Source organism: Pantoea sp. SS70, from assembly GCF_029866845.1.
In the GTDB taxonomy this organism is placed as follows: Bacteria; Pseudomonadota; Gammaproteobacteria; order Enterobacterales; family Enterobacteriaceae; genus Pantoea; species Pantoea leporis.
Genome location: NZ_CP117199.1, coordinates 2,960,829 through 2,972,872, shown reverse-complemented (window position 1 = coordinate 2,972,872; position 12,044 = coordinate 2,960,829). Strand labels below are relative to the sequence as shown.

13 protein-coding genes are annotated in these 12,044 nt (G+C 56.6%); 11 read left to right on the top strand and 2 right to left on the bottom strand.

Translation table 11 applies throughout. The features are described 5' to 3' along the window. Positions 1-32: 32 nt before the first annotated feature. The gene (gene hemF, locus PO881_RS13770) at positions 33-956 is read right to left on the bottom strand and encodes an oxygen-dependent coproporphyrinogen oxidase (RefSeq protein WP_280171940.1); all 924 of its coding nucleotides are present in this window, start codon (positions 954-956) and stop codon (positions 33-35) included. A 48-nt stretch (positions 957-1,004) separates the two neighbouring features. Next, the gene (gene amiA / locus PO881_RS13765; protein WP_280171939.1) at positions 1,005-1,862 is read right to left on the bottom strand and encodes an N-acetylmuramoyl-L-alanine amidase AmiA; all 858 of its coding nucleotides are present in this window, start codon (positions 1,860-1,862) and stop codon (positions 1,005-1,007) included. 211 nt (positions 1,863-2,073) lie between these two features. Between amiA and PO881_RS13760 the strand changes: the two genes are divergently transcribed. From PO881_RS13760 to PO881_RS13710, 11 genes are all read left to right on the top strand, one after another. Continuing rightward, the gene (locus tag PO881_RS13760) at positions 2,074-2,499 is read left to right on the top strand and encodes a GNAT family acetyltransferase (RefSeq protein WP_061717913.1); all 426 of its coding nucleotides are present in this window, start codon (positions 2,074-2,076) and stop codon (positions 2,497-2,499) included. Between the two features lie 8 nt (positions 2,500-2,507). Next, complete coding sequence (locus tag PO881_RS13755) at positions 2,508-2,960, top strand: DUF2919 domain-containing protein (RefSeq protein ID WP_280171938.1); 453 nt, start codon at positions 2,508-2,510, stop codon at positions 2,958-2,960. Between the two features lie 63 nt (positions 2,961-3,023). Further along, the gene (locus tag PO881_RS13750; protein WP_101763568.1) at positions 3,024-3,644 is read left to right on the top strand and encodes an RpoE-regulated lipoprotein; all 621 of its coding nucleotides are present in this window, start codon (positions 3,024-3,026) and stop codon (positions 3,642-3,644) included. Between the two features lie 101 nt (positions 3,645-3,745). Further along, positions 3,746-4,642 carry a Dyp-type peroxidase gene (locus PO881_RS13745; RefSeq protein WP_280171937.1) on the top strand — a complete coding sequence of 299 codons (897 nt, stop codon included), beginning with the start codon at positions 3,746-3,748 and terminating at the stop codon, positions 4,640-4,642. A 269-nt stretch (positions 4,643-4,911) separates the two neighbouring features. Beyond that, entirely contained in the window at positions 4,912-5,928 is a 1,017-nt protein-coding gene (locus PO881_RS13740) for a sulfate ABC transporter substrate-binding protein (protein ID WP_137386246.1), read from the top strand. Next, positions 5,928-6,761 carry a sulfate/thiosulfate ABC transporter permease CysT gene (gene cysT, locus PO881_RS13735; protein WP_064739484.1) on the top strand — a complete coding sequence of 278 codons (834 nt, stop codon included), beginning with the start codon at positions 5,928-5,930 and terminating at the stop codon, positions 6,759-6,761. The genes PO881_RS13740 and cysT overlap by 1 nt, the downstream gene beginning before the upstream one ends. After that, a complete protein-coding gene (cysW, locus tag PO881_RS13730) occupies positions 6,761-7,633 on the top strand; it encodes a sulfate/thiosulfate ABC transporter permease CysW (RefSeq protein ID WP_101763571.1) in 873 nt (290 codons plus the stop codon). Before cysT ends, cysW begins: the two co-directional genes overlap by 1 nt. Continuing rightward, a complete protein-coding gene (gene cysA / locus PO881_RS13725) occupies positions 7,623-8,711 on the top strand; it encodes a sulfate/thiosulfate ABC transporter ATP-binding protein CysA (RefSeq protein WP_280171936.1) in 1,089 nt (362 codons plus the stop codon). Before cysW ends, cysA begins: the two co-directional genes overlap by 11 nt. 72 nt (positions 8,712-8,783) lie before the next feature. Next, positions 8,784-9,665, top strand: a complete 882-nt coding sequence (gene cysM / locus PO881_RS13720; RefSeq protein ID WP_110866517.1) for a cysteine synthase CysM — start codon at positions 8,784-8,786, stop codon at positions 9,663-9,665. 176 nt (positions 9,666-9,841) lie between these two features. After that, positions 9,842-10,522, top strand: coding sequence for a response regulator transcription factor (locus PO881_RS13715; RefSeq protein WP_008107810.1), 681 nt, complete (start codon positions 9,842-9,844; stop codon positions 10,520-10,522). Continuing rightward, positions 10,519-11,880, top strand: a complete 1,362-nt coding sequence (locus PO881_RS13710; protein WP_280171935.1) for an ATP-binding protein — start codon at positions 10,519-10,521, stop codon at positions 11,878-11,880. The genes PO881_RS13715 and PO881_RS13710 overlap by 4 nt, the downstream gene beginning before the upstream one ends. The last annotated feature ends 164 nt before the right edge of the window (positions 11,881-12,044 follow it).

The following is a 12,044-nucleotide window of genomic DNA, read 5'->3' as shown; positions in this document are numbered from 1 at the left end:
GCTATCGCGCTGTTAAAGGCAGGTCGATTTTATTATTTTGATGATGGCTGCAACCACTCCTTCACCGGCAGAAAATCGCGGTACAAGGCGGCTTCGGGGGAATCGGTTTCTGGCTGATAATCGTATTCCCAGCGCACCAGCGGTGGCATCGACATCAAAATGGATTCGGTGCGGCCGCCGGTTTGCAGGCCAAACAGCGTGCCGCGATCCCACACCAGATTGAACTCGACGTAGCGACCACGACGATAGAGCTGGAACTGGCGCTCGCGATCGCCCCACGGCAGCGCTTTGCGCCTGGCCACAATCGGCAGGTAGGCGTTGGCAAAACCGTTGCCGACTGCCTGCATGAAATCGAAGCAGTAATCGAAATCGGGCGTGTTCAGGTCGTCATAAAACAGGCCGCCGATACCGCGCTGCTCGTCGCGATGCTTGAGGTAGAAGTAATCGTCGCACCACTTTTTGTAGCGCGAATAAACCTCCTCACCAAACGGCTGGCATAGATCGTGCGCGGTTTGATGCCAGTGCAGCGCATCCTCTTCGAAGCCGTAATAGGGCGTAAGATCGAAACCGCCACCAAACCACCACACCGGATCGGCGCCCGGTTTTTCCGCAATAAAGAAGCGCACGTTGGCGTGGCTGGTGGGCACGTAAGGATTGGATGGATGCACCACCAGCGATACGCCCATCGCTTCAAAGCTGCGCCCGGCCAGTTCAGGACGATGCGCGGTGGCGGAGGCGGGCATTTGATCGCCATGCACGTGCGAGAAGTTAACGCCGGCTTGTTCAAACACCGCGCCATCACGCAATACGCGACTGCGTCCGCCGCCGCCGCCGGGACGTTGCCACTCATCTTCGGCAAAGCTCGCCTTGCCATCTTCCGCCGCTAATTGGGCGCAAATATCATCTTGCAGCGCCAGCAAAAAGGCTTTGACGCGGGAAATATCGGGATTGCTCATCAGTCACTCGTTCCGGAAATTTGCCGCGATTCTACCACAGGATAAAGACTATGCTTCGCGACGATCGACCTCATCGAAGTAGCGGGTGATGCCGTCGGCAATGGCGCTGGCAATTTTCTGGCGGAACGCCTGCGTGCCAAGCAGCTGCTCTTCACGCGGATTGGTAATAAAGGAGGTTTCCACCAGCACCGAAGGAATCGACGGCGATTTCAGCACCGCAAACGCGGCCTGTTCGGTGTGCTGGCTGTGCAGATGATGCACCGGGCGAATCTGATCGAGGACGTGTTTACCCAGCGTCAGGCTGTTGCGAATGGTATCGGTCTGCACCAGATCGAACAGAATCTGGTTGAGGTAATGATCTTTATCCTGCACCTCAGCACCGCCCACTTTGTCCGCATCGTTTTCACGCTGCGAAAGATATCGCGCCATCGCGCTGCTGGCACCGCGATTGGAAAGGGCAAACACCGATGCGCCGTTAGCATCCGGGCTGGTGTAGCCGTCGGCGTGAATCGACATAAACAGGTTAGCGCCGTGCTGGTGGGCGATTTCGACGCGCTGATAGAGCGGAATAAAGTGGTCACTGTCGCGCGTCAGGCGCACTTCGATGCGTGGATGCGATTGCAGCAGCGTCTTCACGGTATTGGCGATCGCCAGCACAATGTGTTTCTCTTCCGAACCCTCTTCGCCGACGGCGCCGGAATCGATGCCGCCGTGGCCGGGATCAATCATCACGATACGTTTGCCGTTGCTGCCGGGTTTCGGTGGCGTATGACGCGGACTGACGCGCAAATCGCTGTTCTGTTCTTTGGCCTGCACCGCACGCGGTGATAACACCGCCAGCGCTAAACCGGAAAGTATCAGTTGGCGACGATTGGTAAGGCGCTTAAGCAGTGAAATCTTCTTCATTTACGGGTCCATGGCAGGTAAATCCTGCCCAGTGTTATAGCGTAACAATAGCCAGGCAGCGACCTCGCAACTATTTCAAGTGTTTACTTTCTATTGCAACAGACTAACAGCGATGTCGCGCTTTTTTTGCTCCGTTGTCACGCGTGAGGGTTGCGCCTGGCAAAGAATGCGTGATAATCAGCGAATTGTGCCTAACAGCAGGGTAACGTCGATGGAAATCCGTTCTTTCCGCCAGGAAGATTTTGAAGAAGTGATCACGCTCTGGGAGCGTTGCGATTTGTTACGCCCATGGAACGATCCGGAGCTGGACATTGAACGCAAAATGAACCACGACGCGGAACTGTTTCTGGTCGCGGAAGTCGGTGGCGAAGTGGTCGGTACGGTGATGGGCGGCTACGACGGCCATCGCGGCTCCGTCTACTATCTGGCGGTGCATCCTGATTATCAAGGCCGTGGCTTTGCCAATGCGTTGATGAATCGTCTTGAGAAGAAGCTGATTGCGCGCGGTTGCCCAAAAATCAATTTGATGGTGCGCGAAGAGAACGATCAGGTGGTGGCGTTTTACGAAAAGCTCGAATACGAGCCGGTCGATTCGCTGCTGCTGGGCAAGCGTTTGATTGAAGATCGCGAGTATTGAGGGTCGGTTTGAAATACCTTCCCGAAGAGTACGATGCGAAAGGGCAGCTGCGGCTGCCGTTTCTTTTCTGGCTGATCCTGTTACTGCAGGCGCGCACCTGGCTGCTGCTGGTGATGGCGGGCGCATCACGCCAGCAGGGCAATGATTTGCTGGCGCTGTTCTATCCCGACCGCCAAAGCTTCTGGCTGGGGTTGGCGTTAGGCATTCCGGCGGCTATCGGCTTATTGCTGACCGGCTATCGCCAGCGCTGGCCGCGCCTGTGGCAAAGCTGGCGTCATGTGTTGAGCGCATCGCTCCTTGTCAGCCTGCTGTGGCAGGGTTCCAGCCTGCCGCAAGGCGCCTTTCCCGACTCGCCGCTGCCGCTGTTATTGACGCTGTTTGACCTGCTGGCGTTGTTCTGGCTGCAAACGCAACCTCGCCTGCGCGACTGCTTTCTGCCGGAACATCAGCAGGTCGAATAAACTTTTTGCCGGTTTGTGACTCCAACAGGCACGCCAATCGGCTTAGCAGATCAAGGAGTTTTCATGAAAGTTGTTCGTCACGCACTGCTGGTTAGCAGCATGGTTCTGGCCGGCTGCGCCAGTTCGGGTTCCTCTGGCAGCGCGAGCGATAGCGAAAGCCATTGGTACAATCCGCTTAGCTATCACTGGTCGGCGCTCAATCCACTCGGCTGGTTTGGTGGATCGCTGGAGGTCACCGAGCAAGGCGTTGCGGGCCTGACGAGCACCACCTCAATGTCGGAAGACGCCATCCATAAAGCGCTGAACGGCGATTACAAACTGCGTCAGGGCATGCGCACGCAGAATGGTCAGGTGATGGATTTCTGGCAGGCGCTGGATGGCGACAACGTTAAATTGGTGATTAACGGCAGCAGCAGCGTGGAGCGCATTGAAGTGCAGGATGCCGATGCCAAAGCGGCGGATGGCAGCAAGATCGGCGATCTGTTCAGCGACAAGTTCAGCAAAGCCTTTAATAACTGCAAAATGGTCACCGGTCTTGATGCACGCGATGTTGAGTGCCGTGCGCCGGGCAGCCAGCACATCTCCTACATTTACAGCGGTGAATGGCATGGTCCGGAAGGCTTGATGCCGTCGGACGATACCCTGAAAAGCTGGAAAATCAGCAAGATCGTTTGGCAGCGTTAAACCAGATAAAACTTGCTTAAAAACCCGCTCAAAAAGTGTGGCTTTCCGGTATGATGCGGGCGAAAAAATATCGTCTAACCTTCATGCCGGAGAGCATAGCAATGTCTCAGTTTCAGAGCGGGATCCTGTTGGAGCACCGCCGTTTCGCCATTTGGCTCGAAGCCCGCGTCACGGGCGATCTTGACGCGCTGCGCCAGGGCAGCAAATTCTTCTTACAGCAGCTTGAAGCGCTGCAGACGCAATTCAGTGATGCCGGATTGGGCGCGGTGATCGCCTTTGGTGATGCGCTGTGGCGCGATCTGCAAGGCAACGCTTCTGCACCTGAACTCAAAGCTTTCGCCGCGCTTGGTAACGGCATTGCGCCTGCCACGCAGCGCGATTTGCTGATTCATATTCAATCTCAACGACACGACGTGAACTTCGCGCTGGCTCAGGCGGCACTTAGCGCCTTTGCCGCTGCGGTCAATATCGAAGATGAGACGCACGGTTTCCGCTGGATTGAAGATCGCGATCTATCGGGCTTCGTCGATGGCACGGAAAATCCGCAGGGCGAAGCGCGCAAGGAGGTAGCGATTATCAGCGCAGGCGCGGATGCGGGCGGCAGCTATGTGTTTACCCAGCGCTGGGAGCACAACCTTAAGCTGTGGAACCGCATGGCGGTGGAGAAACAGGAAGCGATTATTGGCCGTACTAAAGAGACGGATGAAGAGTTGCCGGGCGATCAGCGTCCTGCGACATCGCATCTCAGCCGCGTCGATCTGAAAGAAGAGGGCAAAGGGCTAAAGATTCTGCGCCAGAGCCTGCCATACGGCAGCGCCAGTGGCACGCATGGGCTGTACTTCATCTCTTACTGCCATCGTCTCTACAATATTGAGCAGCAATTGCTGAGCATGTTCGGCGAGCGCGACGGCAAAATGGACGCCATGCTGCGCTTCACCAAACCGGTTAGCGGCAGCTACTTTTTTGCGCCGTCGCTGGATGCTTTGCAAGCGCTGTAACCTCTATGTATTAAGGTCAACCTGGCGCGATTCATCGCGCCGCTACGGATATCAGCCCTTATTTGTCGCGGCGCCATTTATTGCGCAATGAATCGCTTAATGCCGATTTACATTTCCATTCGCCGCATAAACTCTCCCGCCGTCTTATGCCTTTTTAGACTTTGAAATCCCTAAACGATATATAAAACCGTTACAGCTTTCCCCTGAGTTATAAATACACTGACAGCATCTAATGGCATTGGCTTAACTGCCGTCTTTCAGGGTGCAGCATGACACTTCCGATTTCGAAAAAATGGCTTGGCGGTATCGCGCTGTCGTGTGCTTTAGCCGGTGCGGCGCAAGCGACCGAGTTGCTGAATAGCTCTTACGACGTTTCGCGCGAACTGTTCGTTGCCCTGAATGCACCCTTTGAAAAACAGTGGGACGCTGCCCATCCCAATGACAAGCTGACCATCAAGCAGTCGCACGCCGGTTCTTCTAAGCAGGCGCTGGCAATTCTGCAAGGGCTGCGCGCCGATGTGGTGACCTACAATCAGGTGACCGATGTGCAGGTGCTGCACGACAAAGGCCAACTGATTCCCGCTGACTGGCAACAACGTCTGCCAAACAGCAGCTCACCGTTTTACTCCACCATGGCGTTTCTGGTGCGTAAAGGTAACCCCAAGCAGATTCACAGCTGGGCCGATCTGGCGCGCGATAACGTGAAGCTGATTTTCCCTAACCCAAAAACCTCGGGTAACGGCCGTTACACTTATCTCGCCGCGTGGGGTGCGGCCGATCAGGCGGATGGCAAAGATAAAGCCAAAACCAGAGCCTTTATGGCGAAGTTCCTCAAGAACGTGGAAGTGTTTGATACCGGCGGTCGCGGTGCGACCACCACCTTTGCCGAGCGCGGTCTGGGCGATGTGCTGATCAGCTTTGAATCGGAAGTGAATAACATCCGTAATCAGTACGGCAAAGACGACTACGAAGTGATCGTGCCAAAAACCAATATTCTGGCGGAGTTCCCGGTGGCGTGGGTCGACAAAAATGTCGAGCACAACGGCACCGCAGACGCGGCCAAAGCTTATCTTAATTATCTCTACACGCCTGAAGCGCAGAAAATCATCACCACTTACTACTATCGCGTGAATAACCCGCAGCTGATGGCGGAGCAGAAAGATCGCTTCCCACAGACTGAACTGTTCAACGTCAAAGACGCCTTTGGCGGCTGGGATAACGTGATGAAAGTCCATTTTGCCAATGACGGCGAGCTGGACAAATTACTGGCAGCGGGGCGCGGTTAATGTTCGCGCTCGCTCAAAAACGTGTTTTGCCGGGCTTTGGATTGAGCCTCGGCACCAGCTTACTCTTCACCTGTCTGATTCTGCTGCTGCCGATCAGCGCGCTGCTGATGCAGCTGTCGCAGATGACGCTGGCGCAATACTGGGCGGTGATTAGCCATCCACAGCTGATCGCCGCGTATAAAGTGACGATTCTGGCGGCGGGCGTGGCCTCGCTGTTCAACGCCGTCTTCGGCATGCTGATGGCGTGGATTCTGACGCGTTATCGCTTCCCCGGCCGCACGCTGCTGGATGGTTTGATGGATCTACCATTTGCGCTGCCGACTGCGGTGGCAGGTTTAACGCTGGCGGGCCTGTTTTCGGTCAACGGCTGGTACGGTCAGTGGCTGGCGCATTTTGATATCAAAGTCTCTTACACCTGGCTCGGCATCGCTGTGGCGATGGCCTTTACCAGCATTCCGTTTGTGGTGCGTACCGTGCAGCCGGTGCTGGAAGAGTTAGGTCCGGAATATGAAGAAGCCGCGGAAACGCTGGGCGCAACGCGCTGGCAGAGCTTCCGTCGCGTGGTGCTGCCAGAAGTGGCGCCGGCATTGCTTGCCGGCACTGCGCTGTCGTTTACCCGCAGCATCGGTGAGTTTGGCGCGGTAATCTTTATCGCTGGCAACATCGCCTGGAAAACGGAAGTGACCTCGCTGATGATTTTCGTGCGTCTGCAGGAGTTTGATTATCCGGCGGCGAGCGCCATCGCCTCGGTGATCATGGCGGCTTCTTTGCTGCTGCTGTTCGCGATTAACACCTTGCAGAGCCGCTTCGGCCGTCGCTTAGGAGGCCACTGATGGCGGAGATTTCACACATCAACCACGCCGACCGCCAGCCAATCAACTGGGGCAAGTGGCTGCTGATTGGCATCGGTGCGCTGGTTTCCATCCTGCTGCTGGTGGTGCCGATGGTTTCCATCTTCTGGGAGGCGCTCAACCAGGGTTTGGTTGCCTCGCTGAGTAACCTGAAAGATGGCGACATGCTGCACGCCATCTGGCTGACCCTTTTGGTGGCGCTGATTACCGTACCGGTCAACATGGTGTTCGGTACGCTGCTGGCGTGGCTGGTGACGCGCTTCACCTTTCCCGGCCGCCAGCTGCTGTTGACGCTGTTTGATATCCCGTTTGCGGTGTCGCCGGTGGTTGCCGGTTTGATGTATCTGCTGTTCTGGGGCGTCAACGGTCCTGCCGGTGGCTGGCTGGATGCGCATAATATTCAGATTATGTTCTCCTGGCCGGGCATGGTGCTGGCCACCATCTTCGTTACCTGTCCGTTTGTGGTGCGTGAATTGGTGCCGGTGATGCTGAGCCAGGGCAGTCACGAAGATGAAGCGGCGGTGCTGCTCGGCGCATCCGGCTGGCAGATGTTCCGCCGCGTGACGTTGCCGAATATCCGTTGGGCGCTGATGTACGGCGTGGTGCTGACCAACGCACGTGCGATTGGTGAATTTGGTGCGGTCTCGGTGGTTTCGGGATCGATTCGCGGCGAAACCTATACCTTGCCGCTTCAGGTTGAATTACTGCATCAGGATTACAACACCGTGGGCGCCTTTACTGCCGCCGCGCTGCTGACCCTGATGGCAATCGTAACGCTGTTTCTGAAAAGCGTGGTGCAGTGGCGATTAGAGCATCAGCAGAAGCGCCTACAGGAGGAAAATCATGAGCATTGAGATTAAACAAATCAACAAATCGTTTGACCGCACATCGGTTCTTAACGACATCTCTCTGGATATTCCTTCCGGCAAGATGGTGGGGCTGCTGGGGCCATCCGGTTCTGGTAAAACCACGCTGCTGCGTATCATCGCTGGGCTGGAACATCAGAACAGCGGACAGATCCATTTCAATGGCAAAGACGTCAGCCGCATTCATGCGCGCGATCGTCAGGTGGGCTTTGTGTTCCAGCACTACGCGCTGTTCCGCCACATGACGGTGTTCGACAATATCGCCTTTGGCCTTACTGTTCTGCCACGTCGCGAACGTCCAGGTGCTGCTGAGATCAAACAGCGCGTTACGCGTCTGCTTGAGATGGTACAACTTTCCCATCTGGGCAACCGCTTCCCGGCGCAGTTGTCGGGTGGACAGAAGCAGCGTGTAGCGCTGGCGCGTGCACTGGCGGTAGAACCGCAAATCCTGCTGCTGGATGAGCCGTTTGGCGCGTTGGATGCGCAGGTGCGTAAAGAGTTGCGTCGCTGGCTGCGTCAGTTGCATGAAGAGTTGAAATTCACCAGCGTGTTCGTGACCCACGACCAGGAAGAAGCGATGGAAGTGGCGGACACCGTGGTGGTGATGAGCCAGGGCAACATCGAACAGGTTGGCACGCCAGATGACGTATGGCGCGATCCATCGACGCGCTTTGTGCTGGAATTCCTTGGCGAAGTGAATCGCTTTACAGGCGAAGTACACGGCTCGCAGTTCCATGTGGCCGCGCATCGCTGGCCGCTGGGCTACACGCCTGCGCATCAGGGCGAAGTTGAACTGTTCCTGCGTCCGTGGGAAATCGATATTTCACGCCAGAGTAGCCTGGAAACGCCTTTGCCGGTGCAGGTGCTGGAGATCAGCCCGCGCGGCCACTTCTGGCAGTTGGTCGTTCAGCCGAGCGGCTGGCAGGGCGAGGTGTTCTCCGTGGTGTTCGACGGCGATCACCATGCGCCGATGCGTGGTGAACTCCTGTTCGTTGGCCTGCAACAGGCGCGAATTTACCATGGCACTACGCCGCTGCGCCCGGTTGCCTTTGCCGAGAGCGCCTGATATTTTTGACACTCCTTCGGGCGGGACTTTCCCGCCCGTTTTATTTGCCCCTCTTTCGTCTGGAATTAAACCGTGACCACACTGGAAAATACCATCGGCAATACGCCGTTGATAAAGTTGCAGCGCCTGACGCCTGATAACGGCAGCGAGATCTGGCTAAAGCTGGAAGGCAACAATCCAGCCGGTTCCGTCAAAGATCGTGCGGCCTGGTCGATGATTCATCAGGCGGAGTTGCGCGGTGACATTAAACCGGGCGATACCTTAATTGAAGCCACCAGCGGCAACACCGGCATTGCGCTGGCGATGATCGCGGCGATGAAGGGCTACAAGCTGCGCCTGCTGATGCCCGACAACATGAGCCAGGAGCGCCAGGATGCGATGCGCGCCTACGGCGCTGAATTGCTGCTGGTATCGCGCGAGCAGGGCATGGAAGGGGCACGCGATTTGGCGCAGGCGATGGCCGATCGCGGCGAAGGACGCGTGCTGGATCAGTTCAACAATCCCGATAATCCGCTGGGCCACTATCTCACCACGGGCCCGGAAATCTGGCAGCAAAGCGCTGGCCGCATGACGCATTTTGTCTCCAGCATGGGCACCACCGGCACCATTACCGGCGTTGGGCGTTACCTGAAAGAGTTCGCGCCAGCGGTGCAGATAATTGGCCTGCAGCCACAAGAGGGCAGTAGCATTCCCGGTATACGTCGCTGGCCTGAAGCCTATCTGCCCGGCATTTTCCGTCCGGAGTTAGTGGATGAGGTAATAGATATGGCGCAGCGCGAGGCGGAAGAGACCATGCGCGCGCTGGCGCAGCGTGAAGGGATTTTCTGTGGCGTCAGCTCTGGCGGCGCGGTGGCCGGCGCATTGCGTATCGCCACGGCCCAGCCTGGCAGCGTGGTGGTGGCGATTGTGTGCGATCGCGGCGACCGCTATCTCTCAACCGGCGTTTTCCACTGATCCCACTTTCCCACCGATGATTTGGCCTGCGCGTACTGTGATGATACGTCCAGGCCATTTTTGTCTATAGTCTTCGTAATAATCGTCTGACGTAAGCAACGTAAGGATCGCGTAAAACCGGCTGCGTTCGTTGTGGACTCAGGACAAAATAGCGGCAATTTACACGAGAGATAACGATGAAAATTCTGCTGGTTGATGATGATGTAGAACTTGGCACCATGTTGAGCCAATACCTGATTGCTGAAGGTTTTGAAACACAACTGGTTTTAACCGGTAGCGCCGGGGTGGAAGGCGCGTTATCGGGCAACTATACCGCAATGATTCTCGACATCATGCTGCCTGATATGAGCGGCATCGATGTGCTGCGCCAGGTGCGGCAGAACAGCCGATTACCGGTAATTATGCTGACGGCGAAAGGCGACAATATTGATCGGGTGATCGGCCTGGAAATGGGTGCGGATGATTACATGCCGAAACCGTGCTATCCGCGTGAACTGGTGGCCCGTCTGCGCGCCGTGCTGCGTCGCTTTGAAGATCAGACTCCGCTGCCGGATAAGAAAGAGCTGCTGCGCTGGGGCGATCTCAGCCTCAATCCCGCCACGCGTATTACCGAATGGCAGGGCAAAGCGTTCGATCTGACGGCTTCAGAGTTTAACTTGCTGGATCTGCTGCTGCGTGCGCCGGATCGCGTGGTGTCGAAAGATGAGCTGTCGGAAAAAGGCCTTGGTCGTCCGCGCGAAGCTTACGATCGTAGCGTTGATGTGCATATCAGCAACATCCGTCAAAAGCTGGCTGCCTTAACCGCCGACAGCGTCAACATTGAAACTGTGCGCAGTATTGGTTATCGCATTCGATGAAACACAGCTATCGCGGCCGCATGTTCTGGAAGATTTTGCTGGGCTTCTGGATTGTGTTCGTCATCATCAGCCAGCTGTTGTGGCTGGGCTTTACGCTCTCCGGTAATCGACATGAGCCGCCAGAATTGGTGGCAATTCGGCGTATCGTCAATCTGCAGATGGCGTCGGCGGTTTCAGTACTGGAGCGCGGTGGTCCCAGTTCGCTTGATGACATGATGGCCGACTGGGAACCGAACGATCGGCAATTCTTCTCGGTGATCCAGCACGATAAGCCCGCTGCGACGCCCAACAATGTGCCGCCAGAAAGCATCAACGAACCCTTTCAGGGACCGTTTCCTGATGTGATTGTGCGCTGGGTGAAAGGGCAGGATGGCAAACAGTATGAGCTGCGTTACGACGTTAAAGGCTTGCGCGAAGACAGCTCAATGGGCGGCGGCCGGCCGCGTCGCATCCTGAATATCCCCGAACCGATGTTTACCTTCGCTGGCGCATTGGGGCTGCTGTTTAGCCTGCTGCTGGCGTGGAACCTGACGCGACCCATGCGTCAACTGCGTGAGGGCTTTGCGCGCGTCTCCAGCGGTGATTTGTCGGTGCGGCTCTATCCGGTGATGCGTAAACGCCATGATGAGCTCTCGAACGTTGCGCAGGATTTTGATGCGATGGTGGAGCGCCTCGATACGCTGGTGAAAGCGCGTGAGGAGCTGCTGCATGATATCTCTCACGAGTTGCGTTCACCGCTGGCGCGCTTGCAGCTGGCGACCGGCCTGGCGCGGCAGACGCCGGAATCCGTCGAATCCTCGCTCAATCGCATTGATGAGGAAGCCCGACGCCTCGACAAGATGATTGGCGAGCTGCTGACGCTTTCGCGCGCTGAGCACGAAAGCATGCCTGGGGAACAATATTTCGACCTTACCGGCCTGCTGCATGCGGTGGTGACCGATGTGCGCTACGAAGCGCAGATTCCCGGCGTGATTGTCGATTTTCAGGTGGATGAGAATGCCGATTACACCGTTCACGGCAATGCGGAACTGATTCGTCGTGGTGTGGAGAATGTGCTGCGCAATGCGCTGCGATTCTCGCACAAAGGGCAGCACATCAACGTGCGGCTGCAGGCGGAAAATCAGTGGCTGGCAATTAGCGTGCGCGATCAAGGGCCGGGCGTGGACGATGAGAAGCTTTCGAGCATCTTCGATCCTTTTGTACGGGTTAATTCTCCGCTGATGGGCAAAGGCTACGGTTTGGGGCTATCGATTGTGCGTAAGGTGATTCTGGCGCATCACGGTGAAGTTCAGGCGGTAAATCGCCCGGAAGGTGGTCTGGAGTTAACGTTAAGGTTACCGCGCTGGAAACAGGAATGATTTTTCCTGATAACGCGCACATTTGCTACACCGGGCAGGACGACGGGGCAGAGGAGTAAAGCGTCCCGCGCCATGGACGGCGCGGGCCGAGGCCCAGGGACGGTTTATGCCGTCTTTACGATCTGACCCGTCGTCCTGACCGCTCCTCGCACATACAGAGTTAA

What these genes read in the sequence shown, in the direction of transcription:
- hemF (WP_280171940.1), bottom strand. Translation starts at nt 956, where the DNA reads ATGAGCAATCCCGATATTTCCCGCGTCAAAGCCTTTTTGCTGGCGCTG.
- amiA (WP_280171939.1), bottom strand. Translation starts at nt 1,862, where the DNA reads ATGAAGAAGATTTCACTGCTTAAGCGCCTTACCAATCGTCGCCAACTG.
- PO881_RS13760 (WP_061717913.1), top strand. Translation starts at nt 2,074, where the DNA reads ATGGAAATCCGTTCTTTCCGCCAGGAAGATTTTGAAGAAGTGATCACG.
- PO881_RS13750 (WP_101763568.1), top strand. Translation starts at nt 3,024, where the DNA reads ATGAAAGTTGTTCGTCACGCACTGCTGGTTAGCAGCATGGTTCTGGCC.
- PO881_RS13745 (WP_280171937.1), top strand. Translation starts at nt 3,746, where the DNA reads ATGTCTCAGTTTCAGAGCGGGATCCTGTTGGAGCACCGCCGTTTCGCC.
- PO881_RS13740 (WP_137386246.1), top strand. Translation starts at nt 4,912, where the DNA reads ATGACACTTCCGATTTCGAAAAAATGGCTTGGCGGTATCGCGCTGTCG.
- cysT (WP_064739484.1), top strand. Translation starts at nt 5,928, where the DNA reads ATGTTCGCGCTCGCTCAAAAACGTGTTTTGCCGGGCTTTGGATTGAGC.
- cysW (WP_101763571.1), top strand. Translation starts at nt 6,761, where the DNA reads ATGGCGGAGATTTCACACATCAACCACGCCGACCGCCAGCCAATCAAC.
- cysA (WP_280171936.1), top strand. Translation starts at nt 7,623, where the DNA reads ATGAGCATTGAGATTAAACAAATCAACAAATCGTTTGACCGCACATCG.
- PO881_RS13715 (WP_008107810.1), top strand. Translation starts at nt 9,842, where the DNA reads ATGAAAATTCTGCTGGTTGATGATGATGTAGAACTTGGCACCATGTTG.
- PO881_RS13710 (WP_280171935.1), top strand. Translation starts at nt 10,519, where the DNA reads ATGAAACACAGCTATCGCGGCCGCATGTTCTGGAAGATTTTGCTGGGC.